A 25970-nucleotide genomic window follows, 5' to 3' on the forward strand; every position below is an offset into this window, starting at 1 on the left:
AGCCCGGATGGCCGGTGACGTTCACCGTTGCTCCGCTGTCCGAGCCGACGGGCGAGGGGCATCATCGCGACTGTCGCGACAACCAATGCCTCTCCGAAGACCTCCATGCCGTCGACTGAGGACGTCCCGGGTCGCATCCGCCTCTACCTCGTCGACGGTCTCGAGCTCTTCCGCCACGGCGTGATCCGGTTGGTCGAGGACGAGCCGGACATCGAGGTGGTGGGACAGACGGGCAGCGCCAAGGTTGCGCTGGGGGAGATCCGTGCACTGCGCCCCGACGTGGTCCTGATCGACGCTCAGCTGCCGGACGGAGGCGGGATCGACCTGTGCGGCGACATGCGCCGCGACGATCCGTCGATCCGGGGGCTGGTCCTGGCCAGCGACAACGACCCCGACGTGATCGCCGCCGCCATCCACGCGGGCGTCGCCGGCTATGTCCTGAGGCGGATCGAGGGGAGTGCGCTGCTCAACGGCATCAGGCTGATCGCGGCCGGTCACTCCCTCATCGACCCCGCGGTCGTCGACAGCATCCTGCAGCGGATCGAGGCCCAGCGTGCCGCTCTCGACGTGCTCGCCGACCTGACAGCGCAGCAGCGCAAGATCTTCCTGCTGATCTCCGAGGGACTGACCAACCGTGAGATCGGCGAGCGACTCCACCTCGCGGAGAAGACGGTCAAGAACCACGTCACCGGCCTCCTGGCGCGGCTCGGACTGCGGCACCGCACGCAGGTCGCACTGCTCGGCGCCCGCCTCGCCGACGCCGGTCGTCCGGAGCCCGGCGCGCCGGGGACTCCGCGGGCCTTCCAGGCAGCGTCCGAGCACTCCCCGCCCCGCCGGGCGCGCGCGGGAGCGTGAGCCGGGCGGTCACCGCCTACGCTCCGGTCTGTGGCCGCTGACCTCGTCGCCCGGATGGGCTCCCGCGCGCTCGTGCCGGGGGACGTCCGCACCGCGTGGGCCGTGCCGGACTACGTCGCCCGGATGGAGCGGCCCGGCGTCGCGGAGGACCTCGAGGACGTCGTACGACGGGCTCGCGGGCTGCGCCGCATCGACCCGACCCGGATGCGGGCGGTCCTGAGGGCACTCGCGGACCCGCCGGCGGCCGAGCTCAACAAGGCCCGGATCGCCGCGGCCGCGGGGCTGCCCGTCACCACGCTGACGCCGTACGTCGACCTGCTGGTGCGCCTCGGCGTCCTGGCGCTCGTGCCGGGGAGCCGGGCCACGGTCGCCAAGCGCGCGATCGGCCGCCCGCAGGCGGTGTTCACCGACCCGGCGGTCGCCCGGCATCTCGCCGGTGACCGGGTCGACGCGCTGGTCGAGCTGTCCGGCCGCAGCCGGCTGGCCCCGCTGCTGCGCGGCATGGTGGCCGCCGAGCTGCTGCGCCAGCAGACGACCAGCGCGGCGGAGCACCGGGTGGGCCACCTGCGTGAGCGCAACGGACTCGAGGTCGATCTCGTGATCGAGCTGCCGGACGACAGCCTCTTCGGGATCGAGGTCCGCACCGCGGCCAGCCTGCGGCCCCATCAGTTCGCCGCCCTGCGGGCCCTCGAGGGGCGTGCCGGCGGCAGGTTCCGCGGCGGCGTCGTGCTCAACACCGCGGGGCGCGGCCACGTGCACGGCCCGCGGATGTGGAGCCTCCCGATCGCGACCCTGTGGGACCCGTGATCGTCGGACGACCGCACGGTCGCCGGCGACGCGCTGTCCTCTCAATCGAGGACGTGGACTTGTCCTGCGGGTGGCGGCGCGGAGCGCTACCGTACTCCGTGGGACAACTGGGGGGTTGCTCATGAATATTGTCGTGGGTCTTGTCGCGGCGTGGATCGCCGTTGCTGCTGTGTTCACGTTCGGGGTCGCGAGGGCGTTGGCCCGGAGTGCGCCGTTCGAGGTCGAGGCGGAGAGCGAGCTCGACCTGGTCGGGTGACTCGAACGGACTAGGCGACGCCGACCGTTCAGCGGACGGTTTCGGTCGGCGCGCGCGGGTACCGTGAAGGCAGTTCTAAGGGGCTGCCATGGAGATGCTGATCGGAGTCGCCGCCGGGGTGTGGGTCGCCGCTGCCGCGGTGTTCACGTTCGGGCTGGCCCGCGCTTCGGCACACGAGAGGCCCTTCCGCGTCGAGGAGCGGCGGCGGCTCGACCGGGTCGGCTGACGGGTTTCGACGCTCGGCGCTGGGGCGCCTCGCACCTCAACCACCGATCAGGTGCGGGTGCGCTTGCGCTCCGGACTGCCGAACGACTCGATCTCGGCGACCGTCGGGGCGCCGAACATCGGCAGCCCGTTCTGCTTGCGCAACAGGCCCCAGACCATGGGCACCAGGGCCAGCATGGCGACGCCGATCGCTGCGACGAGCACCGCCTCCAGCGTCTCGTGGCCCTCGCCGAACGGATGCAGGCCGGCCTTGAAGAGCAGCGCCACGCCCGACATCGTCAGCACGATCACGATCCCGCGGCGGATGAAGGACTGCGGCACCCGCGGCGCGAGACGGGCCCCCAGCAGGGTGCCGGGCACCGAGCCGATGACCAGCGGGATCAGCAGATCCCACTCCAGGCCGTGGATGGCGATGTTGGCCACCGCGGCGCTGAGCACGAGTGGGACCGCCTGGACCAGGTCGGTGCCGACGAGGCGGACGGCGGAGAGCCCCGGGTAGAGCATCAGCAGCGCGATCATGATGACCGAGCCGGAGCCGACGCTGGTGACGCCGACGAGCAGACCGCCGAGCATGCCGACGAGCAGCGTCGGCAGCGGCCGGATGCGCGGGTCGTCGTCGGGGAGCGCGCCGCCGCGGCGTACCCGCCGCAGGTTGATGTAGAGCCGCAGGGCGTAGGTCGAGGCGGCGAAGAGGAGGGCGATGCCGATGCAGAGCTTGAGCGTGTTCTCCAGCTCGGTCGGGTCGTCGGTGATCGACTTCACCAGCCACGGGCCCGCGAACGCCATCGGCACCGACCCGAGGATCAGCCAGCCCGCGAGCCGCAGGTTGGGCGAGCCCTCCTTGGCGTGGGTCAGCGCGCCACCGGTCTTGTAGATGGCCGCGGCGGTGAGGTCCGCGGTCACGATGGAGGCGGTGTGGCCGACGCCCAGGAAGATCAGGGCGGGCGTCATCAGCGCGCCGCCGCCCATGCCGGTCAGGCCGACCACGATGCCGACGAGGAAGCCCGCGGCCGCGATGGACAGCGCGGTCAGGGTCAGGAGGTCGTCCACTACTGCTCGCCTGTCTCTGGGGTCGCGGGGGTCGTTCGTGCCGCCGGCGCCAGGCGGCGCAGGACGGCCTGGAGGAGGGCGTCGATCTGGTCGGCGGACACCTCGGCCGCCGCTCGGCCGCGCCGGTAGGGGTCGCGGATGTCGTGGTGGTCGGCCGTGCCCGCCCGGCGGTGGCCCACGGCCGTCACCAGCTCGGCGCCGTGCAGTCCGGGATCGGCCCGCTCGACCGACTCGGCGAACTGCCCGAGCGTGAACGCCTTGCGGAACGCGCTCGGCGCCTCCTCCAGCACGAACTGGCGGTGCGACGCCTCGGCGGTGAGCACCAGGTCGGCGGCCTCGATCAGGTCGCCGGACAGCGGTCGGCTCGCGAAGGCGCTGATCAGGTCGCTGCGCACGCCCCGCGCCGCGAGCACCTCGGCCATCGTGCGGTCCACCGGGTGGGCGTTGAAGCCGTGGGTGCCGGCGCTCGCGAACTCGATCCCGCCGCCCTCGCCGGCCAGCACTCGCGAGCGGAGCTCCATGTAGGGCGAGCGGCAGATGTTGGCGGTGCAGACGAAGAGGACCCGGAGCGGGTGACTCCCGGGGGTCGAGGAGCGCTCCCCGGTGGTTGAGGTGCGCTCCCCGGTGGTTGAGGTGCGAGGAGCGCTAGCGACGAGCCTCGAAACCACCGGGGCCTTGGTGAGGTCGACGTACCCGGCATCGCGCAGGGCGTCGACGACGTCCTCGAGGGCGTCCTCGATCGAGCGTCCGGTGGTGTCGACGCGCACGTCGGCGTCGAGCGGCTCCTCGTAGGGCGACGAGATGCCGGTGAACTCGGGGATCTCGCCTCGGCGGGCCTTGGCGTAGAGGCCCTTGCGGTCGCGCCGCTCGCACTCCTCCAGCGGGGTCGCCACGTGCACGAGGAAGAACGCGCCGCCGGCCTCCTCGACCATCGCCCGCACCTGCTGGCGCGTCCGGTCGAACGGGGCGATCGGGCTGCAGACGGCGAGCCCGCCGTGGCGCGCGATCTCCGCGGCGACCCACCCGATCCGGCGGATGTTGGTCTCGCGGTCCTCCTTGGAGAAGGTCAGGCCCGCGGAGAGGTTGCGCCGGACGACGTCGCCGTCGAGGCTGGTGAGGCTGCGGCCGCCGTGCTCGAGCAGGCGGTCCATCAGGGCCCGGGCGAGGGTGGACTTCCCGCTGCCGGACAGGCCCGTGAAGAACAGCACCAGTCCCTGCTCGTCGGGGCGCGGGCGCTCCTCCTCGGCGATGTCGGCCAGCTCCGGCAGCAGGTGGCCGCCGTAGGCGAGCTCGACGACCGGGTCGGTGTCGGCGTACGACGTGAGCACGGAGATGCGCAGCGCGGGGTCGGCCAGCGAGTCGTGGTCGGCCAGCGGCACCGCGACGACGCCGGCGTCGAGCGTCTCGGCGACGCGCAGGGTCGCGCGAAGCAGCCCCACGGGGCTGATGGCCGGGGTGCCGGCGCCGACCAGCGCGACCAGCACGACCGGGCCCAGCCGGCGCAGCTGCTCGACCTGGACGTCGGTCATCAGGTCGGTGACGGGCACGAAGGTGCGCCCGGCGTACTGCTCCCGGACCGCCGCGGGAGGGAGGTGGAGGCGGCGGAAGGGGCCGAACTGGGCGTGGGTCAGTGGCGTGACGGCCAGTCCCCGCAGGGTGCTGGAGACGCGCGCGAGGGGGAGTCCCTCGGGGTCGACGAGCTCGACCTCGTCGCCCGCGTCGAGCTGGGAGCGCAGGTTCTCCGGCAGGGAGAGGGTGAGCGGGCTGCCCGGCTCGTTGAACCCGCGGATGGGCTCGGCCGCTCCGGACGTCAGCAGCTCGAGGTCGTCGAGCTCGCGCTGCGTGGGGCAGTGCTGGGACAGGGGCGGGACAGGCACATCGGCGATCGTACAGAGTCGAGTGAGTTGATCCGCTTTCAACAGTGAACGGCGAGACCGAGTGCCTGTGAAGGAGTTCACGCTCCCGCTGCTTGCAATCTGCTAACTATTGCTAGCACCATGGGAACCATGGCCAAGGGCAAGGTGGGGAAGACCGTCGGGTCGCTCGGCGACTATCTCAAGGAGCAGCGGGTGTCCGCCCGTCTCTCCTTGCGACAGCTCGCCGACCAGGCGGGCGTCTCCAACCCGTACCTCAGCCAGATCGAGCGTGGGCTCCGCAAGCCGTCGGCCGAGGTGTTGCAACAGATCGCCAAGGCCCTGCGGATCTCCGCCGAGCAGCTCTACATCAGGGCCGGGATCCTCAGCCCTGATGACGGCGTGGGGGGATCGGTGGAGCTCGCGATCGTGAGCGACACCGGCCTCACCGAGCGACAGAAGCAGTCGCTCCTCGATGTCTACGCATCGTTCCTCGCACTCAACGCCGCCGACTCGGCCGACGAGGACTCCTCCACGGGCTCCTCCGCGGAGGCCGACCCGGTCGCAGAGGTGCGGGAAGACGCGCCAACCAACACCGAGACGGACTCTGACGCCGTCGCCAACGAAGGGTGAAACCAGCAATGCCGAAGCTCGAGCTCCCCAAGATCGAGATCCCGACCATCGACCTCAAGTCGGTCGACCTCCCCGACATCCCCCCGGCCGCCGCGAAGCCGATCTACGCGTACGTCGGCGCCACGGACCTCGCCGTCGAGAAGGTCAAGACCTACGTGGCCGACGTCCAGGCCAAGGCCATCGCCTATGTCGCCGACGTCCAGAAGGACGTCACCGCCCGCGTCGCCGACGTGCAGAGCGCCATCAAGAGCTTCGAGCTCCCCGAGCCGAAGAGCCTGCAGGGCAAGGCCGTCGCCACCCTCGCCGAGCGCCGCACCCAGGCCGAGGCCCGCTTCGCCGGCCTCCAGGCCGAGGCCAAGGCCCTCCCGGCCAAGGTGCAGAGCACCGTCAAGGGCGCGTACGACGAGAACGTCGCCACCGCCACCGCGCTGTACGCCGACCTCGCCAAGCGCGGCGAGGGCGTCGTCGTGAAGCTGCGCACCGGCGAGGCCCCGAAGGCTCCCGCCAAGAAGGCTCCGGCGGCCAAGGCCCCCGCCGCGAAGAAGGCTCCGGCCGCCAAGAAGGCTCCGGCCAAGAAGGCGCCCGCCGCGAAGAAGGCGCCGGCCGCCAAGAAGGCCACGCCCGCCAGCTGACGCCGACCGCTTCGCCACTCGGCCCCGGGGCATCGCCCCGGGGCCGAGCTGCGTCCGGGGCCGTCTCGACGCCCGGCGCCTGTGGGGAGGCAACTACGATCGAGCCATGAGCGGTGGCTTCGTGGGTGCGATCAGTGACGTCGAGCTGTGGATCAACGTCGGCATCGCGTTCGCCCTGCTCGTGATCAAGATCTTCGCGTTCGTCAGCTCGCTGCTCTACTCCGGCGAGTCGTACGTCGCCGCGGACAAGCTCAACAAGGCCACCTGGACCGCGATCCTCGGTGTGGGCGTGCTGTTGCAGGTCGTCCCGATCAACCTGTCGATCATCAACCTCGCGATGACGGTCGCGGCGCTCGTCTACCTCGCCGACGTGCGTCCCGCGCTCGCCGGGCTGCGGCGCCGCTGACGGATCAGATCAGGTCGAACAGCTGGCCGCGGGAGTCCGTGGTCGGGACGAAGGCCTGGGCCACCTCGCCCGTGCCGCCGACGCGCAGCTCGCCGTCGCTGTCGTCGGCGTACGCGACATCGCCGCGGCCCAGGCGGAGCACCTCGTCGCGGCGGTTGGCCAGGGCGACCGCGCCGCCGGTGCAGATGAGCAGCCGCGGACCGGACGCCGGGAGCACGACGCCGGCGGGGTCGGCCGGCGAGCTCTGGGTGACCGAGAGCGCGAAGTCGCCGCACGGGCTGAACACGTCGGTCGAGTAGTTGAACACGATGGGCTCCACGCGCGCCGCGCGGGAGGTGCCCTCCTCCAGGCAGCGGACCAGGCCGTGGGGGTCGACGTGCTTCGAGGTGAGCCCGGCGCGCAGCACGTTGTCGGAGGACACCATCACCTCCAGGCACAGCCCGCGCAGGTGGGCGTGGATGATCCCCGTCGCGAGGTACGCGGCCTCGCCGGCCTGCAGCGTGAGCCGGTTGAGCAGCAGCGAGATGATCACCCCGACGTCGCCGGGGTTGGTGTCGGCGAGCTCGACCGCGGTCTCGAAGGCGCGCTTGACGTCGCGGCCGTCGTCGAGCGCCTTCTGGCAGGCGAGGGCGACCTCGGCCACGACGTCCGGCCCGGGAGGCGAGGCGAGGAGGCCCTCGATGAGCCGCACGATCCCGACGAACCCGGTGTTGTCGCCGAGCTCGGTCATCAGGTCGTCGGCCAGCGGGTGCTCCACGGCGTGCAGGACCCGCATGATCTCCGACGTGCGGCGCAGGCCGACCAGGGTGTCGAAGGTGGTGAGGGCGTAGACCATCTCCGGCTTCGGGTAGGGGTCCTTGAAGACCCGCTCCGGGGCGTTGATCGCGATGCCGGCCGCCTCCTCGGCAGCGAAGCCGGAGGCGGCGCGGACGGCGTCCGGGTGCACCTGGATCGACAGCGGCCGGTCGGCGGCGAGCACCTTGAGCATGAAGCCGAGCTCGCCCGCCACCTCGGCCAGCGGCCGCCTCCCGCCCGCGGCGTCGACGACGTGCGCGGCGCCGAGGGGGTGGGTGCCCACCCAGACCTCCGCGACGCGCCGGCCGTCGGCGTCGCGTCGCATGAAGCCGGGGATGGCTTCGGCGGAGCCCCAGTCGTAGGACTGGGTGGCGCACTCAAGCGCGTGCAAGATGTCACATCCCTGGGTCGGAGCCTGGCCGATTCGACCCTACCGGGCGGATCCGGGCCCTTGGTCCTCATTTTCGAGGACACCGAGCGTGGGGCCAGTTTCCTGGTTTCGCGGAAAGGGCTCGCCATAAGTTATACCGTCTTCAGGGCTGCGCGCTGAGTGAGCGCGACAGCGGGACTGGTGGGGTTGGGAAAGCATGTTCGGAGTCTTGGGACGGCGGCTGACGGGGCTACGCAGTCGCCGGGTCATGGTGCTGGTGGGCGTCGACGTCTGCGCCATCGCCGCCGCGACCCTGGCGCTCGTCCTCGTGCGCTACTCGGATCTGGACAGCGTCGCGCTGCCGACCGGTGCGGCCGCGGGCATCGCGGGGATGATCGTGCTCATCCACCTCGGGCTCTGCTGGGCCCTCAAGCTCTATCGGGGCCGAGCCATCGTCGGCGGTACGGACGAGACGCTCCTGCTGGGCGCGGTCGCGTTGATCACCAGCGCGCTCGCCTCGCTGGCGAACGTCCTCATCGACCCCCAGCCGATCGCCCGTTCGGTGACCTTCGGCGCCCCCCTCATCGCGGTCGTGATCATGATCGTCGCGCGGGCGATGTGGCGTGCCGCAGCCGTGCGGTCGGGCATCGACCTCACGGTGCGGCCTGCCCGGACGGTCGTGGTCGGTGCGGGGGAGGCGGGGCCGCAGCTGATCCGCTCGATGCTGTCCCCGGGTTCGCCGTACCTGCCGGTCGCGTTCGTCGACGACGACCCGTGGCGCCGTCACCTCCGGCTGCACGGCGTCGCCGTACACGGCACGATCGCCGACCTGGAGCGGGTCATCGAGAAGACCGACGCCCAGTGCGTCGTCATCGCGATCCCCTCGGCTCACAGCGACCTCATCAGAGAGGTGTCGGCGCGGTGCACGAGCGCCGGGGTCGAGGTCAAGGTGCTGCCAAGCGTCAGCGAGCTCTTCGGAGGACGGGTCAGCATCCGCGACGTCCGCGACATCAACATCGCCGACCTCCTGGGCCGCAGCGCCATCGAGACGGACATCTCGTCGATCGCCCACTTCCTCAACGGCAAGCGGGTCCTCGTGACCGGCGCAGGCGGATCCATCGGCTCCGAGCTCGCCCGCCAGATCGCCAAGTGGCACCCCGCCGAGCTGATGATGCTGGACCGCGACGAGTCCGGCCTGCACGGCGTCCAGCTGTCGATCCACGGCCGGGCCCTGCTGGACTCGCCGGACGTCATCCTGTGCGACATCCGGGATGCCGATGCACTGAACCGGATCTTCGAGGAGCGTCGCCCCGAGGTCGTCTTCCACGCGGCCGCGCTGAAGCACCTCCCGATGCTCGAGCAGTATCCGCTCGAGGCCGTCAAGACCAATGTCATCGGCACGGCCAACGTGCTCGAGGCCGCCCGCCGCGTTGATGTCGAGCGCTTCGTCAACATCTCCACCGACAAGGCCGCCGAACCGACCAGCGTCCTCGGCTACTCCAAGCGGGTCGCCGAGCGGCTGACCGCCGACTACGCCGCGCGTGCCGAGGGCTCCTACATCAGCGTGCGGTTCGGCAACGTCCTGGGCAGCCGGGGCTCGGTGCTCACCACCTTCGCGGCGCAGATCGCCCAGGGCGGCCCCGTCACGGTGACCCACCCCGACGTCACCCGCTACTTCATGACTGTCGCCGAGGCCGTCCAGCTCGTCCTCCAAGCCGGCGCGATCGGCACCGATGGCGAGGTCCTCATCCTCGACATGGGCGAGCCGGTCCGGATCGACGACGTCGCCCGCGAGCTCATCCGGCAGTCCGGTCGCAAGATCGAGATCGTCTACACCGGTCTGCGCGACGGCGAGAAGATGGACGAGATCCTGCGCTCCGGTGGCGAAGCCGACCAGCGACCGGTGCACCCGCTGATCTCACACGTTCGGGTGGCCGAGGTCTCGGCGCGTGACGTGCTGCTGCAACTCGAGATTGTCCGCGTCGACCTGGCCGTCGGCCTTCTTCGTCAGCTGTGTTCTGTCGTTCCCACCGAGGGCGACAAGACGCAGAGCGCTGCGGGCGCAGCCTGACCGCTGCGGTTCGGGCAGCTCAGCCTGCCGCGCCTAGAATCACCAAGTTATCCAGTAACGATCGAGGTCTCGTGTCCGCCCTTTCCCCGATCCTGCTGTCGCCGCCGGACGTCGGTGCTCTCGAGCAGGAGTACGTGCTGCGTGCAATGCAGTCAGGTTGGATCGCCCCCGCAGGGCCCGACCTGACTGCGTTCGAGCAGGAGGTCGCCGAGCGCGTCGGCGTCGAGCACGCCGTGGGACTCGCGTCCGGGACGGCGGCGCTGCATCTCGCGCTCGTCTCTTGGGGCGTCGGGCCCGGGGACGTCGTCCCCGTCTCGACGCTGACGTTCGCCGCCACCGTGAACGCGATCCGCTACGTCGGCGCGGAACCGCACTTCGTCGACTCAGAGGAAGAGTCCGGCAACATGAGTCCGGCCCTGCTCCAACAGGCGGTTGACACGCTGCGATCCGCCGGCCGGCGGGTGCCGGTGATCATCCCTGTCGATCTGCTGGGCAAGGCCGTCGACTACACCGCTATCAGCGAGATCGCTGCTCGTGCCGGTTCGCGGCTCTTGGCCGACGCTGCCGAGTCCTTAGGTGCGACCTGGGCTGGGCGGCCGGCAGGATCCTTCGGGGACGCCTCTGTGATCTCGTTCAACGGCAACAAGATCATGACGACGTCTGGCGGCGGCACGCTGCTGACGAACGACCGGCGCCTGGCCAACCACGTCCGGAAGCTCTCCACTCAGGCGCGGGAGCCCGTCGCCCACTATGAGCACCTCGAGGTCGGCTACAACTACCGCCTCTCGAACCTGCTCGCGGCGCTGGGCCGGGCGCAGCTGACCCGGCTGGACAACATGATCAAGCGCCGGCGCGAGTGGCGCGAGCGCTACCGTGCCCTGTTCGCCGACGCGCCTGGCGTGCGGATCCTCGGAGGAGACGACGACACGGCAGACAACTGCTGGCTGACCGCCATCGTGGTCGATCCGCAGCGGTCGGCCTGGTCGGCGGCCGAGCTAGGGGAGGCGCTCACGACCGCGCACATCGAGTCGCGTCCCATTTGGAAGCCGATGCACCTCCAGCCCGTGTCCGCCGGAATCGACGGCACTTTGGACGGCGCCTCGGAGCGCATCTTTGACCACGGCCTGACGCTTCCGGCCGGATCCGGCATGACGGACGAGCAGTTCGCCCGCGTCGCCGAAACCATCGGCTCGGTGATCGCCCGATGACCGGCCGTACCTACGACCCGCTGAAGCGCGCCATCGACCTGGTGGTCTCGACTGCCCTCCTGATCGCGTCGGCCCCGCTCCAAGTGGTGGTCGCCCTCCTGGTGCGCTGGAACCTGGGGTCGCCCGTCCTCTTCCGCCAGCCCCGTCCGGGCAAAGACGAGCAGGTCTTCGAGCTGGTGAAGTTCCGAACCATGCTCGAGCCCGACCCTGCGCAGGGCCTGGTCACCGACGAGCAGCGCCTCACCCAGTTCGGACAGTTCCTCCGCTCGACCAGCCTCGACGAGCTCCCGACCTTGTTGAACGTCGTCAAGGGCGACATGAGTCTCGTCGGTCCGCGTCCGCTGTTGGTCCGCTACCTCGACCGCTACTCCCCCGAGCAGCGACGCCGACACGAGGTTCGTCCCGGCGTCACTGGTCTGGCACAGGTTTCTGGACGGAATGCGCTGACGTGGGAACAGAAGTTTGCCAAAGATATTGAATATGTCGATCGTCGCACCTTTCGGTTGGACTTCTCGATTCTTCTGCGGACGGCGGTTAATGTAGTTCGGCGGGACGGTGTTACCGCGAGCGAGGGCGGCACGATGCCGGAGTTCGCAGGATCGGAGGCAGGCCAATGACAGATCAGATCGTTGTCGTAGGTGCGGGAGGATTCGGACGGGAAGTGCTCGATGTTGTCGAGGCCGTAAATTGTTCCTCTGGGACCAAATCGTGGGAAGTTGTAGGGGTTCTGGATGATGCACCTGATGACATCAATATGGGTCGGCTCGCTAGTCGAGGTGTTCGATACTTGGGTGGTACCTCGGCAGATGTCCGTCTTCCCGCGGGCTGTCATTACGTTGTAGGAATTGGAAACCCGCGTGTCCGGGAATTGGTCGCTTCCCGACTGAATCAGGCGGGCCTGCGGCCCGCTACCTTGGTTCATCCCACGGCGACAATAGGTGTCGGCACTCAAGTGGGGGCTGGAACTGTGATCTGTGCCGGAGTCCGCGTTACGACTAACGTTCGGGTGGGAAGTCACGTTCACCTGAATTTGAACTGCACAGTAGGCCATGACAGCACGGTCGATGACTTCGTGAGCATCAACCCGCTTGCCTCTGTCTCCGGAGACTGTGCCATCGAGAGTGGGGTTCTCATCGGCGTAGCAGGGGTCGTGCTGAACGGAATCCGAGTCGGGAAGAACGCCACCGTCGGTGGCGCAGCCTGCGTCGTGAAGGATGTGGCCGCTGGGGTGACCGTCAAGGGTGTGCCCGCCCGATGAGTCGGATTGTGTGCGTCCTCAAGACTTGTGAGGGTGGTCGGTGGGCAGTCCCGCAGATGCTCGAGTGTCGTTCTCGAGGGCACGAGATCGCGTTCGTAATCCCCCCGGGCGATGGACGCCTGCGTAGACTCCTCGATAACGAAGGTGTGGAGGTTCTCGAATCACGATTCGATTTCTCCTTCCGCCCATCAATTGGACTGCCAATTGGGCTCTGGAGGCTACGGCGTCAACTACGCCAGATGGCGCCGGATGTTGTTTTCTACCACCTCATTGCCTCGGCACTTGCGGTACGCATCGCAACACTGTTCATGCGGGCTCGGCGCGTCCACATGGTCGCTGGTCCGCTTTACTTGGAGTCGCCGCCCATCCGCTTTATCGAGAGGCTGCTGGTCCGCCTTGATGATGTGTTGGTCGCGGGTTCTGAGCATACGGCAGTCCTGTATCGCGAGCTGGGAATGCCGCCATCCCGAGTGATAGCGATTCCTTACGGCACTGATATCCGATGGTTCGAAAAAGGTCCCGACCAGCGAGAAGACCTGTTCGGCGCGGAGGTCGGAGATTTTATCGCAATAATGGTGGCATACGTCTATGCTCCCAAGTCATCGGTGTACCCTGGGACGGGAATCAAGGGCCACGAGACGCTGCTAGAGGCTTGGCGGTTATTCGCGGCCAACAAGCCGGACGCGCATCTAGTTCTGGTGGGCAGCGGATTTGACAGTGAAGGGGAAGACTATCGACGGCGCCTCTTCTCCAAGTTGGGGGTCGATGATCATCCGCGAATTCACTGGTTCTCGTCCGTAGTAGATGTCCGGCCGTTCTACTCGTCCGCAGACGTATCGGTATCGCCGTCGCTCAGTGAAAATCACGGCGCGGCTCTGGAGGCGTCCGCGATGGGCTGTCCGAGCATCGTGAGCGACGCTGGCGCGCTGCCTGAGGCAGTTGTTCGGGGACTCAGTGGCTGGGTTGTTCCGAAAGCTGACGTCGGAGCGCTTGTGGCTGCGCTTGAGATGGCGTATGAGGCTCGGGACGGTACTGCTCTGGCGTCAATGGGCTCGGCGGCGCGGCGGCACATCGAGATCCATTTCGACCAGGCTGATTGCTCATCGCGGGTCGCCGATGTACTTTTGGGCGGGGTCCGGTGAGTGTCACCATTTTCTCGGAGGATCGCCTCCATCGGCTCGAGTCCGGGCGACCCGGCTCCGCAGACTCGCAGCTGGCTCGCATCGCATGGCGGCGCGGTCTGCGGAACACGGATGGTCTGCGATGGGCGGCTCGTGTTGATTCCACGATTGCTCCGGGATTTCCTGTCCGAGGAAGTGTCGTAGAGCTCCCGATGTACCGTGGGCGACAAATTGTGAAGGTCTTCCCCAAACTCCTTTTCGCTATCCTTCGGGCTGTGATTTCGTCCCGCATCGTGGTGGTGCGCCTCCCGGGACCGATTGGTAGTCTTGCGGTAATGTGGGCGGTTCTGCTTAGGCGACCCATCGTGGCCGAGGTCGTAGGTGATGTCGGCGACGTCCTCGGCGCAGGCACGCTCGGGCCGTTCGGGCGTCGGCTCCGATATGTAGCGGTGACCGTGACACGGCTCTCGGTGCGGCGAGCTTCTGCCGTCCACTACGTAACGGATCAAGTGCTCCAGGACCGCTATCCCGCGGGTCGAGATGTGCCGACCTGGGCGTTTAGCGATGTCGTGATTCCTGACGACGTTCCGGATTGGGCTGGCAAAGAGGCACGCCTGGAGATCATCGCCGTGGGTAGCCAGGAGCAGATGTACAAGGGACATGACCAATTGATCCGTGCCGTAGCTCGCCTCCGCTTAGACGTGCCCGGCGTCGCCCTGAGACTAATTGGGGACGGCCGCTGTCAACCGAGATTAGTTGCACTAAGCGAGGAACTGGAGGTGTCTGACATCGTCGAATTCTCTGGCTGGCTCGGGCATCGTGAGGTGTTCGACATGGTATCCAGAGCTGCGGTATTTGCAATGCCGTCGACCACCGAGGGGCGTCCGCGGGCGCTCGTGGAAGCGATGTATGTCGGCCTCCCGGCCGTTGGAACGCGCGTGGGCGGAATCGTCGAACTATTGCAAGATGAAGACCTTGTCGAGGTTGGTGATCTCGACAGGCTGTGTCATGCCCTCCGTCGGTACTTGACTGACCAGGAAGCGGCGAACCAAGCGTCTCAGCGCAATCGTAGGCATGTCGAGTCGTCCCTCGCCGCGTCCGCACGAGCACGCGAATCTTGGTCCGCTGGCGATGCTCTGGCCGTGGCTGCGACCCGATGACCAATGAGCGCCGTACACCGGTGACGGTGCTTCACCTGATCGGGTCGCTGGATCGAGGGGGTGCCGAGTCGGTTGCTTTGGACCTCGTGCGCGCCATCCCGTCCGATCAGGTGCGGCAGACCTACCTCTGTCTAGCGGGCTACGAGGGCTTGCTCGCTCCGCGGTTCCGCGACGCCGGAGCGGAAGTGTTGGCCGTTCGTGGGCCTCGGATCCAAATGGTCTGGGATGTGTGGATCATTTGCAGACGTATCCGACCCGACACGGTCGTGTCGCACGTCTCTCTTGCGAGCGGTCTGCTTCTTCTCCTGGCCATGGTTGCCGGCGTCCGACATCGCATCGCCCGCATGCACTCGGAGGGTGATGGCCGGCACTCGCGTCTGCGCCACCTCTACCGGGCAGCCATGCGGGCTCTGCTTTTGGCGGTATCGTCGCGAATTCTCGCGGTGAGCCCGGCGGCGGCGGACTTCGCTTGTTTCGGTGTGCCGCAGGTCTTGCGTCGACGCGTCGAGGTGATTCCGAATGGCGTCGACGTCTCTCGGTTCAGGCCCAACTTTCCTGGGCCGAAATTGGGGCCGGTGGTGCTACACGTGGGGCGCAATGACCCAGCCAAGAACCGTGGCGCGATTCCACGAATTGCGGCCGCAACGAATGAGCTCGAGCCCTGCGAGTTCTGGATCGTCGGAGGCGGTCCCATGGATGACCTGGGCGAGAATAATCTAGACGCATTGCGAATCCTCGGACCGCGGGACGACGTCCCGGCACTAATGCAGCAGGCCAACGTACTGCTTTTGCCTTCCGTGCGCGAGGGGCTCCCCGGAGTCGTATTGGAGGCTTTGGCGTCCGGCCTGCCGGTTGTGGCGTCTGACCTCCCTGGTATTAGGTGGCTCGGGGGATTGCTGCCAGGAGTGACGCTCGTACCGGCGGATGCCGCCGCAGCGACATGGGCTGCGGCTGTCGTTGCCGTGGCGCATCTTTCGGTTGGGGAACGTGCACGGCTTGCAGAGGCTGTTGTTTCGTCGCCCTTCACCCTCGAGGCGAGCGTCGAAGTTTGGCTGGACATTTGGGCGGCACGATGACGTGCAGAGCGGTCTCGCACCCCGGACCGCCGTATACGTCAGGTCTAGTGGCGGTTGGCGCAGCGGCCGTCGTCGCTGTCGACTTGGCATGGTCGCTTGTCGGTGACACCACGGACCCCCGGCTTCTCGCGGTCCAGTTCGTTTTGGCTGTGACGGGTGCTGCTGCGATCACCTTCCAGCGTGGTCGGGGACTGGCAAGTGCGGCGCTACTATATTTGGTGGTGTTCGGCCTCTTTCACGGTGGCCTTCTCGTGGCGTTTGCAGTGCAAGGGGAGTCGGTCCTCATTGGTCAGGGGGACAATAGTTGGGTCTTCTCTCGAGACGTCGGCCAGGCTGTCCGAATCTCGATTGTCGGTGTCGCGGCTTGGGTAGTCGGCTACGTCGTAGTTCGAGATGGAGGCAACAAGAAGTTTCTTATCCGCGAATCTGGACGCGATCTCGGCGTTGGTGCTGCTCGAGTTGGATTGGCCGCCACAATCATGGGCGGCGTTCTCGTCTGGCGTTCGTTCGTAGCGGGCGGCGTAGGCATCGGGTCCACCTATGCGCAGTTCATCGAGTCTGGAAGCCCGGGATACGCCTACGGAATCCTGCTTGTCGGATTCGGGTGTGCCTACCTTGTAGCGAGCCGAACGCCCCGAACCGGGTGGGTCATCTTCGCTTGCGCGGCGCTGCTCCTGTTGCCTATCGGGACCCGCTCAGCGGTGCTCTTCCCAGGAGTCGCCCTAGTCTACATCGTCGGTAGACGAAGACGAATCGGTCCCGTCGTTGGGCTGAGCGCGATGACAGTAGGACTCACGTTGATCAGCGTTCTGCGGCAGACAAGGCTGGACGGTATCGCCGGGATAATGGCGCGGAAGTGGTCCCTGACGCCGATGGACGGACTCGCCGAGATGGGCTACTCGCTCTATCCCGTTGTTGCGGTCGGTCGCTGGCTGGAGCGTGGCGAGTCCGAAAGGTACGGCGCGACCCTTTTTGCTGTCCCGGCGCGGTTCTTGACCAGAGTTTCCGGCGGCGCTGTGCCCCCAGCTGAAGGTGACGATCGTCTGTTCAATGTGCTGGTGATGCGAAGGGAGGGGCCGATCGGCGGATCACCCATTGCTGAGGGTCTCCTGAATGGGGGCCTTCTAGGCATCGTTCTGCTCATGTTCGTCATCGGCGCCGCTATCGCATGGGCAGATCTGCAGGAGAGCAGAGCGGGTGTCTTGGCGGGGCTCGCAGTGTTTCTGCCGCTCATTTTTGAGACCCGAAACTCCTTCGCGCCGGTACCTGCGCAGGTCTGTCTGGGCCTCGTGATGCTAATTGCTGCGCGCTTGTTGAGCCCTCCCCTCCCCTCGAGGTCGGGGACCGGAAATCGGCGCCCGCACACGAACGGCGCCTCGTGAACCGACCGAGAAGTCTGGTGCACGGCGTCTCCGTCACGGTCGTGGGTAACGTCGCATATACGGGCGCACAGTTCGTGATGTTGGTGGCTCTCGCCAGGCTCAGCGACGTTGAAGAGGTCGGGCGGTACGGCCTCGCGTTGGGAATCACCGCGCCCGTCTTCATTCTCGTGAGTATGCAACTGCGACAGGTGCAGGTCACAGAAGAAGCCACCTCTCATCAGCCTCAAGTAATCTTCATGCTTAGGGCGGTCTCGTCGATACTGGCGGCCGCTGTGTGCATCACAATCGGACTCGCACTTTCTCTGCCGTCGTCCACGTTTGCGATCTTGATGGCGACTGTGGCATTCAAGATCGTTGAGGCCCAAATAGATGTCTACTACAGTATCTTTCAAAGGCAAGAACTCATGTCGGATATCGCACGCTCGCAATTGTGGCGTGCCGTCGGCGGTTCTGCTGCTTTTGGTGCAGTGACTTGGTTGACCGCCGGAGCCGCGTGGGCCATCGTGGCTCTCACTGCCTTCTCTGTCGTTGTCCTTGTTTCAGTTGCGCGGGGAGTGGGCCGCCTCGGAACCGCGCCTACCCTCATGTGGAATCTGCAAGAAATGCGCCGCCTAGTTGTCTTGACCGCTCCACTCGGGATGGCGGTGGCGGTTGGGGCATTTGCCACAAATGTGCCAAGATACGCGCTGGGTTGGGAAGGTGGCGTTACCGCGGTTGGCACCTTCTCGGTGGTCGCGTATGCGTTGGTGGCCACTGGCATTGTGGCCGGGGCTGCGGCTGAAGCGGCTCTTCCTCGGATGTCGAGCCTGGCTCGCGCGCGTTCGATGGACCGACTCGTTCGGATTGCCGTGAGATTTTCTTTGTGCGGCCTTTTCTTCGGCCTTCTCTGCTCTTCAGTCACCGCAATCGTCGGAGAATGGCTGCTTGCCACGGTGTTTGGGACTGAGTACGTGGCTGGCTCGACAGCTCTCGTTATCCTGATGACGGCGGGTACCGTGCAGTACGGATACCTCTTCATCGGCGCTGCCTTGTACGCAATGAGAATCTTCTCCGTGCAACTGCCGGCTAGTTTGGTCGGCCTCGCCGTGACGATAGGAGGTTGCCTGTGGCTAGTGCCGATTTCGGGCGTGACCGGGGCGGCATGGGCAATATTGATGAGTCAGGCGGCGCAATTTGTTATCTATCTCTGGCTCTTCAAGTCGCGAATCTCGTCGGGACCGTTCGCACATATATAGGCGGCGGCTTACTGGATAATCGACTATGCTTGTGTGAATATCCGCCTGCCGGCAATGAACAGTAGCGGCTGGCATTAGGCGGTCCCCTCTGCGTAACGAAGCGTGGTGTCTGCACGGGAGAGGTGGAATTAGGGGCGCGCTGGCGCCGCGTAGCGATAGTGGCGTACCCACGGCCTCGGATCGGTGGCGCGCACGATCCAGTTGTACCCGAGGCGCTGAAGCGCATTGTCCACAGCGGGACCAGTTCTATAGAACTCTCCGTGTCCCGAGTCTGCGCGAAAGTCGTGACAACTGATTACCATGTGCCGAATCTCCCGGACATCGTCCATGGTCAAGCTCCCGAAGAGCGGACCTTCGGCGCCCTCGATGTTGACCTTCAAAAGGTCAACAGAGGACAGGTTCGCCTCGCGAAGTAGATCGGCGAGCGTGATCGAAGGGACTTTGATGTCGCCTTGACCGGTCGTGTTCGAGACCGCCGCGCCGTCCGTGATCGTGGTCATTCCCGTGACGTCGCTGATAGCGGCCTGAACGAGTGTTACGTTCGTTAGGTCGTTCAGCCGCACCATTTCTGCCAACCCTGCAAAGGTGGCTGGGTGTGGTTCTACTGCAAGCACGCGTCCTGTCCGGCCCACCACCCGTGACAAGAACAGTGTCTCCGTCCCGTACTCCGCTCCCAGTTCCACGATCGTGTCACCCGGCGTCGGTGTGTAAGAGTGGAAGAAGAGGTCACGCATGTCCTTCTCGATCACGCCGATCGGAGGGCTGCTGAGAGTCGGCGTGACGATGGTGCCGTTGCGATAGCGCTGCACCCATCCTGCATTTCCGCGCGTGATCCGCACTGGGGCACGGTACTTAAATGCTAGGTGGGCCATCCTGGCAAACCGGCGCATATTCTGATCAGTCCTTCCGGCACGCTTGGCGAGTTGGGATGCCGGCCCTGGCTCGGGCTTTTCTTTGCGACATCTCCTCTTGAGGAGACCAACTCGCTCCCATCCTGTCATTTGCCATTCCAATCGAGGGGGACCTTCGATGAATTGGCATCCTTCATCGGTGCAGGCTGCGACGATCGGACCAGAACTGGTAGTTTGGTACACCCGACCTCTTGGACGCGCGAACGCTTGGGCGGCGGCACGTTGTCCAGGATGGCTTGTGGCCATGAGCGCAGAGATTGGTGCTGTCACGCTGGTGACCGGCGCTGCCGGTCGAACGAGTCTGACGGTCGCCACGGCCTAGATGTCGAAGGCCGATACTGTCTGTGACATGAAGGTTCTTGTGACCGGCGGCGCCGGCTACATCGGTTCGACAACGGCGAAGGCGCTGGAGCGCGCAGGGCACACGCCTGTGGTGCTTGATTCGCTGCTGACTGGCCCGCGGACCTTCGTCGGGGACCGCACCTTCTACGAGGGTGACATCGCCGATCGCGCATTGCTGAGGCGGGTGGTCGCCGAGCACCCGGACATCGAGGCCACCATCCACATGGCGGCCAGAATCGTCGTACCGGAATCGGTGGAGAAGCCGTACGAGTACTACCGTGACAACGTCGCGAAGTCGCTGGAGATGTTCGACGAGCTGGTGGCTCTCGGGAAGCCGCGCGTGATTTTCTCAAGCTCGGCGAGCCTGTATGCGACGAAGGACGGGTTCGAGGTGCTGGAGACCGACCCCCTTGCGCCGCAGTCCCCGTACGCGAGGACCAAGGGGATGATGGAGCAGGTCCTCGTCGACATCGCGGCTGCGACAGACCTGCGGGCGATCATCCTGCGCTACTTCAATCCCATCGGCTCCGACCCTGAACTCACGACAGGCATCTATGCCCGGGAGCCCTCGCACGTCCTGGGACAGCTCGTGATGGCCGCGCAGGGGCTCAAGGACTCGTTCACGATCACTGGAACCGACCTTCCGACACGTGATGGGACCGGCATCCGGGACTACATCCACGTGTGGGATCTCGCGCGGGCACACGTTCGGGCAGTCGAAGAGTTCGATTCCGCGCTGTTGAAGGTCGACGCACCTTCGACGATCATCAACCTGGGCCGCGGGGATGGCGTCACCGTGCGGGAACTGCTCGCTGCGTTTGAGCGCGTCTTCGGAAAGCCGGTGCCGGTCAAGGAGGCTCCTCCGCGGCCAGGAGACGCAGTTGGCGCCTTCGCCAACGCCGACAAGGCGGCCGAGCTGCTGGGATGGCGGACGGAGCTCTCCCTCGACGAGGCCATCGCGTCCGCGCTGGCCTGGGGTGAGAAGCGGGAGAGCGTGCTCGGCTACCCCTAATCGGCTACCCGGTCGTCCAGCCCGAGGCAGCAGATCGCCTGGCGCTGAGCTGCTCCCAGCGGCGGAAGGTCGCTCCCGCTGCCGCTCCGATCAGCGCGCCCGTCGTGTTCGAGGCGAGGTCCACGGCCTGTGCGGTCCGAGCGTCCAGCAGGATCGCCTGGACGACCTCGACACCGAGCGAGGTGATGAAGCCCAGCCCGACCACTTCGAGCCACCGCAGCCGAGGGAGAGCCACCACGGCCAGCGCCACGGGCGGGACGAACATGGCTGCGTTCACGAGTGCCTCGACCCGCGTCGGCGTGGCGAGCGTCGGGGACACGCCGACGTCGATCAGCAGCTCCCACACGTGGAGGACCACGGACGTGGCGATCGTCGGATGCGGCTGTAGCAGGACGATCAGGCCGGCTGCGGCGTACAGCAGCAGCGCCCACCGCGCCCAGGGATGCGGCCGGCTGGCAACGGACGGGCGCGGGCGGTGCAGTGGCGTCTCGATTCGCGGGCTCGTCGGGGGTGGTCCCGATCGACCGTACTCGCCGGGCCGTCCCGGGCTCAGCCGCCACCCGGGTCCTCGTCGACCCGGGCCACGACGACGAGGCCCGGCTCGTCCGCAGGGGTGGCGCCGTCGCGGAGCAGCGCGGCGGCACGCAGGCCGGGGTGGTCGGGCGGCGAGACGGCTCCCTCGGACCCCGAGCCGCGGTCGGACGAGGACGTGGGGAGGATGACCGCCTCCAGGGTGTGCGCCCAGCGGACCCGCACCTCCCGCGGACCCGTCGCGGTCGCGGCGATGTCGGTGGCATGGCCGTCGGCGGTGATCCGGACCGCGAGGGCGCCGGTCACCGCGGCGGTCGCTGTGCGGTGGCGCAGGTCGAGCTCGACGACGCAGGCCGCCGCGCGGGCCCGCACGGACGGGCGCAGCCCGGCCAGGGTGGTGGCCGGGGTCGCCCGGACCGGCAGTGCGACGACCGCCCCGGCCGGGCCCTCCGACCCGGGGCCCGCCGCGCGGCCGGCGATCAGGGTGACCCGGTTCGACCGGCGTACCGCCTTCCAGCCCGCGGCTCCCTCCACGTCGGGGCGGCTGGCGACGAGCCCGGTCACGTAGAGGGACGAGGGCGGCGCCGGCGTGCGGGTGCGGCCGACCAGCGCCCACAGGATCGCGCTGCCGTCGGCGTCATGGGCGACGGCATGGTCGTCGCTGAGGCGGCGTACGGCGCTCAGCCCGGCTCCGAACGCCTCCGACGCGGGGTGGCGGCGCTGGCGCTGCCAGGGGCGGGGCGGCGCGTCCAGGAAGGCCAGCAGCTCCAGGCCCGGCCCACCCAGGGTGCCGAGCTCGCGCAGGCTCAGTCGCCCGCCGCCGTGGAGGACGAGATGGGTGGCCACCACCGTGACCACGAGAGCCAGCTCGCTCATCCGGCGCCCGTCGACGCCGCCGGCGATCGCCAGTTCGTGGGCGGCCCTGCGGGCACGCACGATGTCCTCGCGGGCGGTGACGCGGATCAGGGGGCCGGGGCCGACGACGTCGAGGCTCATCGGGGCCGTTCTCTGCGGGCCGTCGCGGCATCGGCGAAGAAGAGGAGATCGCCGAGACACGGTGCGGGCGGCCGTGGGCGGCCCGCATTTCTTGAGCCACCGACATCATGGCACAGGGCTCGCGCGGCGAACGACCGGGCATCTCGCTGTTCCCGGGTGGCGGCCGATCGCCCGTGAGAGGATCCGAAGGTGACGACTTCCCTGCCTCTCGACGACGTGGCCACGGCGTTCCTCGAGCTGGCCGAGTTGGTCTACGCCCGAGATGAGTACGACGACATCCACGACGCGATCTGCCGGGCCGCGCTGCGCATCGTCCCCCACTGCGACCACGCCTGCATCGCGACCCTGAGGGGCGGTCACCAGCCGCATCTCGAGGCGACGACCGACGACGTCGCGCGCCGGGTGGACGGGCTCGAGTGGGAGACCGGCGAGGGCCCCTGCGTCGACGCGATCGTGTCCCAGCGCTTCGAGTGGGACCCCGACCTGACCCGCGACCCGACCTGGCCGCGGCTGGCGTCCGCGGTCCTGGAGAGCACCCCCGTGCGCGGGATGATCGGCTACCGGATCCTCGTGGGCGACCGGAAGGCCGGCGCGCTCAATCTCTTCTCCGACACCCCGGGCGGCTTCGACGAGGCGGCCGCCAACCTCGGCGCGGTCCTCGCCGCGTTCGCCTCGGTCGCGCTCACCGCCAAGGACGAGCACGACGTCGCCACCAACCTCCGCACCGGCCTGGCCAGCAACCGCGAGATCGGCAAGGCCATCGGGCTGCTCATGGCGACGTACGACGTCAGCGACGGTGACGCGTTCGAGATGCTGCGCACCACGTCGAACGGGCTCAACCTGCGCCTCGCCGAGATCGCCGGCCGGCTCGTGGACGACCACAACGGGCGGGCGAACGAGACCGCCTCGTAGCACCGCTGGCTACGCTCGCCGGGTGGTGCACACCGGGCTCGTGCTGGCGACGGTGCTGAGCCTCGCGCTCGCCGCCGGGTGTGCGGACGAGGGCGGGGATGCGGGCCGGGGGTCTCGGGACGGCTGTTGCGCGACCTCCTCGACCACCGGCGGGCCGACCTCGTCGACCGCACCGGCGCCGCTGGCCGGGCGGGTGGTCGTCCTCGATCCCGGACACCAGCTCGGCAACGCGCGCTTCGCGTCGCGGATCAGCCGGCGGGTCGACGCGGGCGGCTTCGCCAAGGCCTGCAACACGACCGGTACGGCGACCGGTGAGGGCTATCCGGAGGCGACCTTCGCCTGGCAGGTCGCGGCCGAGACCCGCCGGCTGCTCGAGCGGCTCGGCGCCCGCGTGCTCCTCACCCGCGACGCCGACTCGGCCCGGGCGTGGGGTCCCTGCATCGACGAGCGCGGCACCATCGGCAACCCGGGCGAGCCGGGACCGACCGGGGACGTCCGGGTGAGCATCCACGCCGACGGGGTCGCGACGGGTTCGACCGGTCGGCGTGCCCACGGGTTCCACGTCATCCGGCCCGGCCTGCGCGCGGGATGGACCGACGACGTCCGCGCACCCTCCGAGCGGCTCGCGGTGGCGCTGCGCGACGCCCTGGACGCTGCCGGGTTCGCTCGGTCGACGTACGCCGGGGACGAGGGGATCGACGTGCGCACCGACCTCGGCACCCTCAACCACTCCGACATCCCGGTGGTGATGGCCGAGCTCGGCAACATGCGCGACGGTGGCGACGCGGCGGTGATGGAGAGTCCTGCCGGCAGGAAGAGGTACGCCAGGGCGGTGGCCCGCGCGATCCGGGCGTTCCTGACCGGCTGAGCGCGTCAGCTCCGGGCGTGCTTGCCCAGCGGCGGGGAGAGCGGCGGGGAGAGCGGCGGGACGTCCGTCGGGGCGGTGTCCGCCGCTTCCGGCACGGTCCGACGCTTCGGGCGTCGGGTGTGTCGCTCGATGTGGGGACAACCGCGCGGCCCGTGCTTCAGCACGCAGCGCACCTTGCGTCGGAACCGGCGGAACGACATGTCGAACTCCAGGGGGGAGGGAGCACCCACAGCTTTCCCGAGAGGCCTCGACACTAACACCGCGATCGCGTTGGGGGAGGCGATCGCCGGTGTTCGTATCGCACGTCGGCCACCCGAGCCGGGCCCGGCCGGCTATCCGTCGGTGGAGAAGCTGGCCACGGCGTCGAGCACGGAGCGGACCAGGGGGACCTCGTGGGTGCGGTAGACGCCGGTGCCGCCGAGGTGGGCCATCACCGCGAAGAAGCCCTCGCCGCTGCGGAACTGGTCCTCGAAGACGTCGAAGGCGTGCGGCAGGGCGTGGCACACGGGGACGCCGAGCCGGCGGAGCCGGAAGGAGTGCAGCAGGGCCGTCGCCTGGTAGCGCGCTCGGGCCCTCGGGTCGTCGAGCCGGAAGCCGAAGCCGAGGCCGGGGGCGATGGCGATGTCGGTGACGCCCAGGCGCCGAGCGGCCTCGGTCCGGCTCCCGAACGAGCGGAGCATGCCGGGGACCGGGTCGCGTTCGACGTCCGAGCCGTCGAGCGCCCGGGCGTGCGGCCCGAGCACGTGGCACAGCACGACGGTGGCCTCGTGCTTCGCGGCGAGGGTGAACATCTCCTCGTCGTGGTTCGACCCGGTGAGGTTGAGGACCCGCGCTCCCGCAGCCAGTCCGGCCGCGACGACGGCCGGGGAGTAGCTCTCCACCGAGACCACGATCCCGTCGGCGGCCAGCGGCTCGATCACTGGCAGGAGTGCGCGCAGTTGGGTCTCGTCGTCCGCGGCGGCGGCGCTCGCGCGGCTCGACTCCGCGCCGATGTCGACGATCGCCGCACCCTGCGCCGCTTGGACGCGCGCCTTGCGCAGCGCGGACTCGGTGTCCACGGCGATGGACTCGCGATAGTTGGAGTCGCGCGACAGGTTCACGACCCCCATCAGCACGGGCTCCTTGTCGGTGTCGACCATCCGGTCGCCGACGCGCAGCGGGACCACCTCGCGGTCCAGGTCGTCGGCGTACGTCGCCGCGAGCCCGGCCAGGTCCTTCAGCGTGATCACGCGGCCTCGCCCATGACGTAGCGGGCCATCAGGAAGTCGTCGCCCCCGCGCAGCAGGTGGACCAGCCGACCGGCCCTGGGGGGAGACAGGACGCCGGTGTGCGGGGACGTGCCGGTCCCGGCGAACAGCGGCGCGAGGGTGATGTCGGCCTCGTCCAGGGCGCCCTCGGCGACCAGGTCGCGCAGGAGACGGGGCCCGCCCTCGCACACGACCCGTCGCAGGCCGCGGGCCAGGAGGGCCTCGAGGAGCTGGGTCGGGGTGGTGTCGTCCAGCTCGATCACGTCGGCATGCTCCTGGGCCCGGGCGAGCCGGCCGTCGGCGGCGTGGGCGCTCGCCGCGCTCGTCAGGATCAGCGGCCGGACGCTGGACTCCGACCACACCGGCAGCTCCCACGGCAGCTGCAGCGACCGGCTCACCACCGCGATCACCGGCGCCGGCAGCTGGCCCTCCGCGGCTCGGCGCTGCGCATCGGACGGCCGGGCCAGCATCGGGGTGTACTGCTCGACCCGCAGGGTCTCGGCGCCGACGAGGACGACGTCCGCGAAGCGTCGTACCGCCCGGAACACCCGCTGGTCGGCCTCCGAGGAGACCGATCCGCTCAGGGTGTCGGGACCTGCGGCGGCGCCGTCGAGGGTGGTGACCATCATCGCCCGGACCCAGCCGCCGGCGACCGGCCACGGGTAGGCCTCGGCGACCTCGTCGTCGGAGAGCGCGCCCCGAGGTCCGTCGTCCAGTCCGCAGATCGCCTGGAGGGAGGACAGGCTGCTGGCGCTCAC

At 68.3% G+C, this 25970-nt stretch carries 27 protein-coding genes; 19 read left to right on the forward strand and 8 right to left on the reverse strand.

Going from position 1 to position 25970, the window contains the following annotated elements; translation table 11 throughout:
* Positions 1-105 precede the first annotated feature (105 nt).
* From FHP29_RS05445 to FHP29_RS21560, 4 genes are all read left to right on the forward strand, one after another.
* On the forward strand, positions 106-855 hold the full coding sequence (locus FHP29_RS05445; RefSeq protein WP_139621837.1) for a response regulator: 750 nt from the start codon (positions 106-108) through the stop codon (positions 853-855).
* A 30-nt stretch (positions 856-885) separates the two neighbouring features.
* Positions 886-1662 (forward strand): DUF4143 domain-containing protein, encoded by a 777-nt coding sequence (locus FHP29_RS05450; RefSeq protein WP_139621838.1) that lies wholly within the window; start codon positions 886-888, stop codon positions 1660-1662.
* Between the two features lie 121 nt (positions 1663-1783).
* The gene (locus FHP29_RS23085) at positions 1784-1918 is read left to right on the forward strand and encodes a hypothetical protein (RefSeq protein ID WP_275669417.1); all 135 of its coding nucleotides are present in this window, start codon (positions 1784-1786) and stop codon (positions 1916-1918) included.
* Positions 1919-2006: 88 nt separating this feature from the next.
* The gene (locus FHP29_RS21560; protein ID WP_158296476.1) at positions 2007-2144 is read left to right on the forward strand and encodes a hypothetical protein; all 138 of its coding nucleotides are present in this window, start codon (positions 2007-2009) and stop codon (positions 2142-2144) included.
* Positions 2145-2191: 47 nt separating this feature from the next.
* Here the strand turns inward: FHP29_RS21560 and FHP29_RS05455 are convergent, their stop codons facing one another.
* Both FHP29_RS05455 and cysC read right to left on the reverse strand, forming a co-directional pair.
* Positions 2192-3193 carry a sulfite exporter TauE/SafE family protein gene (locus FHP29_RS05455; RefSeq protein ID WP_139621839.1) on the reverse strand — a complete coding sequence of 334 codons (1002 nt, stop codon included), beginning with the start codon at positions 3191-3193 and terminating at the stop codon, positions 2192-2194.
* On the reverse strand, positions 3193-5070 hold the full coding sequence (cysC, locus tag FHP29_RS05460) for an adenylyl-sulfate kinase (protein WP_205013894.1): 1878 nt from the start codon (positions 5068-5070) through the stop codon (positions 3193-3195). Before cysC ends, FHP29_RS05455 begins: the two co-directional genes overlap by 1 nt.
* Before the next feature lie 129 nt (positions 5071-5199).
* Here cysC and FHP29_RS05465 point away from each other — a divergent pair, with 129 nt between their 5' ends.
* The 3 genes from FHP29_RS05465 to FHP29_RS05475 all read left to right on the forward strand — a co-directional run bounded on the left by FHP29_RS05465 (position 5200) and on the right by FHP29_RS05475 (position 6717).
* Positions 5200-5679 (forward strand): helix-turn-helix domain-containing protein, encoded by a 480-nt coding sequence (locus tag FHP29_RS05465; protein WP_139621840.1) that lies wholly within the window; start codon positions 5200-5202, stop codon positions 5677-5679.
* Positions 5680-5687: 8 nt separating this feature from the next.
* Positions 5688-6311 (forward strand): hypothetical protein, encoded by a 624-nt coding sequence (locus tag FHP29_RS21995; RefSeq protein WP_192903972.1) that lies wholly within the window; start codon positions 5688-5690, stop codon positions 6309-6311.
* A 106-nt stretch (positions 6312-6417) separates the two neighbouring features.
* Complete coding sequence (locus FHP29_RS05475) at positions 6418-6717, forward strand: DUF2516 family protein (protein WP_139621841.1); 300 nt, start codon at positions 6418-6420, stop codon at positions 6715-6717.
* Positions 6718-6721: 4 nt separating this feature from the next.
* Here FHP29_RS05475 and manA read toward each other — a convergent pair whose 3' ends face one another.
* Positions 6722-7903, reverse strand: coding sequence for a mannose-6-phosphate isomerase, class I (manA, locus tag FHP29_RS05480; RefSeq protein WP_158296477.1), 1182 nt, complete (start codon positions 7901-7903; stop codon positions 6722-6724).
* A gap of 247 nt (positions 7904-8150) precedes the next feature.
* Between manA and FHP29_RS05485 the strand changes: the two genes are divergently transcribed.
* The 9 genes from FHP29_RS05485 (at position 8151) to FHP29_RS05525 (ending at position 18393) form a co-directional block, all read left to right on the forward strand.
* Complete coding sequence (locus FHP29_RS05485; RefSeq protein WP_205013896.1) at positions 8151-9953, forward strand: nucleoside-diphosphate sugar epimerase/dehydratase; 1803 nt, start codon at positions 8151-8153, stop codon at positions 9951-9953.
* Between the two features lie 71 nt (positions 9954-10024).
* Positions 10025-11161 (forward strand): DegT/DnrJ/EryC1/StrS family aminotransferase, encoded by a 1137-nt coding sequence (locus FHP29_RS05490; RefSeq protein ID WP_205013903.1) that lies wholly within the window; start codon positions 10025-10027, stop codon positions 11159-11161.
* On the forward strand, positions 11158-11778 hold the full coding sequence (locus tag FHP29_RS05495) for a sugar transferase (protein ID WP_139621843.1): 621 nt from the start codon (positions 11158-11160) through the stop codon (positions 11776-11778). Before FHP29_RS05490 ends, FHP29_RS05495 begins: the two co-directional genes overlap by 4 nt.
* Positions 11775-12419 (forward strand): acetyltransferase, encoded by a 645-nt coding sequence (locus tag FHP29_RS05500; RefSeq protein WP_139621844.1) that lies wholly within the window; start codon positions 11775-11777, stop codon positions 12417-12419. The genes FHP29_RS05495 and FHP29_RS05500 overlap by 4 nt, the downstream gene beginning before the upstream one ends.
* A gap of 56 nt (positions 12420-12475) precedes the next feature.
* Positions 12476-13561 (forward strand): glycosyltransferase, encoded by a 1086-nt coding sequence (locus tag FHP29_RS05505; protein WP_240044339.1) that lies wholly within the window; start codon positions 12476-12478, stop codon positions 13559-13561.
* 344 nt (positions 13562-13905) lie between these two features.
* Positions 13906-14700 carry a glycosyltransferase gene (locus FHP29_RS05510; RefSeq protein ID WP_158296479.1) on the forward strand — a complete coding sequence of 265 codons (795 nt, stop codon included), beginning with the start codon at positions 13906-13908 and terminating at the stop codon, positions 14698-14700.
* Positions 14697-15776, forward strand: coding sequence for a glycosyltransferase (locus tag FHP29_RS05515; protein ID WP_139621847.1), 1080 nt, complete (start codon positions 14697-14699; stop codon positions 15774-15776). Before FHP29_RS05510 ends, FHP29_RS05515 begins: the two co-directional genes overlap by 4 nt.
* 47 nt (positions 15777-15823) lie before the next feature.
* The gene (gene wzy, locus FHP29_RS05520) at positions 15824-17158 is read left to right on the forward strand and encodes an O-antigen polysaccharide polymerase Wzy (RefSeq protein WP_158296480.1); all 1335 of its coding nucleotides are present in this window, start codon (positions 15824-15826) and stop codon (positions 17156-17158) included.
* Between the two features lie 17 nt (positions 17159-17175).
* Positions 17176-18393, forward strand: coding sequence for an oligosaccharide flippase family protein (locus FHP29_RS05525; RefSeq protein WP_158296481.1), 1218 nt, complete (start codon positions 17176-17178; stop codon positions 18391-18393).
* 128 nt (positions 18394-18521) lie between these two features.
* Here the strand turns inward: FHP29_RS05525 and FHP29_RS05530 are convergent, their stop codons facing one another.
* Entirely contained in the window at positions 18522-19232 is a 711-nt protein-coding gene (locus tag FHP29_RS05530) for an FkbM family methyltransferase (RefSeq protein WP_158296482.1), read from the reverse strand.
* 421 nt (positions 19233-19653) lie between these two features.
* Here FHP29_RS05530 and galE point away from each other — a divergent pair, with 421 nt between their 5' ends.
* Complete coding sequence (gene galE / locus FHP29_RS05535) at positions 19654-20658, forward strand: UDP-glucose 4-epimerase GalE (protein WP_139621851.1); 1005 nt, start codon at positions 19654-19656, stop codon at positions 20656-20658.
* Positions 20659-20662: 4 nt separating this feature from the next.
* On the opposite strand, the gene FHP29_RS23335 is transcribed toward galE, so the two are convergent.
* On the reverse strand, positions 20663-21211 hold the full coding sequence (locus tag FHP29_RS23335) for a VanZ family protein (RefSeq protein WP_476703660.1): 549 nt from the start codon (positions 21209-21211) through the stop codon (positions 20663-20665).
* Positions 21208-22185 carry an ATP-binding protein gene (locus tag FHP29_RS05545; protein WP_139621853.1) on the reverse strand — a complete coding sequence of 326 codons (978 nt, stop codon included), beginning with the start codon at positions 22183-22185 and terminating at the stop codon, positions 21208-21210. The genes FHP29_RS23335 and FHP29_RS05545 overlap by 4 nt, the downstream gene beginning before the upstream one ends.
* Before the next feature lie 189 nt (positions 22186-22374).
* Here FHP29_RS05545 and FHP29_RS05550 point away from each other — a divergent pair, with 189 nt between their 5' ends.
* Together FHP29_RS05550 and FHP29_RS05555 are read left to right on the forward strand one after the other, a co-directional pair.
* A complete protein-coding gene (locus FHP29_RS05550; protein WP_139621854.1) occupies positions 22375-23097 on the forward strand; it encodes a GAF and ANTAR domain-containing protein in 723 nt (240 codons plus the stop codon).
* Positions 23098-23119: 22 nt separating this feature from the next.
* Positions 23120-23965 (forward strand): N-acetylmuramoyl-L-alanine amidase family protein, encoded by an 846-nt coding sequence (locus tag FHP29_RS05555; protein ID WP_158296483.1) that lies wholly within the window; start codon positions 23120-23122, stop codon positions 23963-23965.
* Positions 23966-24297: 332 nt separating this feature from the next.
* Here the strand turns inward: FHP29_RS05555 and FHP29_RS05560 are convergent, their stop codons facing one another.
* The gene (locus FHP29_RS05560; protein ID WP_139621856.1) at positions 24298-25194 is read right to left on the reverse strand and encodes a dihydropteroate synthase; all 897 of its coding nucleotides are present in this window, start codon (positions 25192-25194) and stop codon (positions 24298-24300) included.
* The gene (locus tag FHP29_RS05565; protein ID WP_139621857.1) at positions 25191-25970 is read right to left on the reverse strand and encodes a dihydrofolate reductase family protein; all 780 of its coding nucleotides are present in this window, start codon (positions 25968-25970) and stop codon (positions 25191-25193) included. Before FHP29_RS05565 ends, FHP29_RS05560 begins: the two co-directional genes overlap by 4 nt.

This window comes from Nocardioides albidus (assembly GCF_006335005.1).
GTDB classification, from domain to species: domain Bacteria; phylum Actinomycetota; class Actinomycetes; order Propionibacteriales; family Nocardioidaceae; genus Nocardioides; species Nocardioides albidus.

What these genes read in the sequence shown, in the direction of transcription:
- FHP29_RS05445 (WP_139621837.1), top strand. Translation starts at nt 106, where the DNA reads ATGCCGTCGACTGAGGACGTCCCGGGTCGCATCCGCCTCTACCTCGTC.
- FHP29_RS23085 (WP_275669417.1), top strand. Translation starts at nt 1,784, where the DNA reads ATGAATATTGTCGTGGGTCTTGTCGCGGCGTGGATCGCCGTTGCTGCT.
- FHP29_RS21560 (WP_158296476.1), top strand. Translation starts at nt 2,007, where the DNA reads ATGGAGATGCTGATCGGAGTCGCCGCCGGGGTGTGGGTCGCCGCTGCC.
- FHP29_RS05465 (WP_139621840.1), top strand. Translation starts at nt 5,200, where the DNA reads ATGGCCAAGGGCAAGGTGGGGAAGACCGTCGGGTCGCTCGGCGACTAT.
- FHP29_RS21995 (WP_192903972.1), top strand. Translation starts at nt 5,688, where the DNA reads ATGCCGAAGCTCGAGCTCCCCAAGATCGAGATCCCGACCATCGACCTC.
- FHP29_RS05475 (WP_139621841.1), top strand. Translation starts at nt 6,418, where the DNA reads ATGAGCGGTGGCTTCGTGGGTGCGATCAGTGACGTCGAGCTGTGGATC.
- FHP29_RS05485 (WP_205013896.1), top strand. Translation starts at nt 8,151, where the DNA reads ATGGTGCTGGTGGGCGTCGACGTCTGCGCCATCGCCGCCGCGACCCTG.
- FHP29_RS05495 (WP_139621843.1), top strand. Translation starts at nt 11,158, where the DNA reads ATGACCGGCCGTACCTACGACCCGCTGAAGCGCGCCATCGACCTGGTG.
- FHP29_RS05500 (WP_139621844.1), top strand. Translation starts at nt 11,775, where the DNA reads ATGACAGATCAGATCGTTGTCGTAGGTGCGGGAGGATTCGGACGGGAA.
- FHP29_RS05505 (WP_240044339.1), top strand. Translation starts at nt 12,476, where the DNA reads ATGCTCGAGTGTCGTTCTCGAGGGCACGAGATCGCGTTCGTAATCCCC.
- FHP29_RS05515 (WP_139621847.1), top strand. Translation starts at nt 14,697, where the DNA reads ATGACCAATGAGCGCCGTACACCGGTGACGGTGCTTCACCTGATCGGG.
- galE (WP_139621851.1), top strand. Translation starts at nt 19,654, where the DNA reads ATGAAGGTTCTTGTGACCGGCGGCGCCGGCTACATCGGTTCGACAACG.
- FHP29_RS05545 (WP_139621853.1), bottom strand. Translation starts at nt 22,185, where the DNA reads ATGAGCCTCGACGTCGTCGGCCCCGGCCCCCTGATCCGCGTCACCGCC.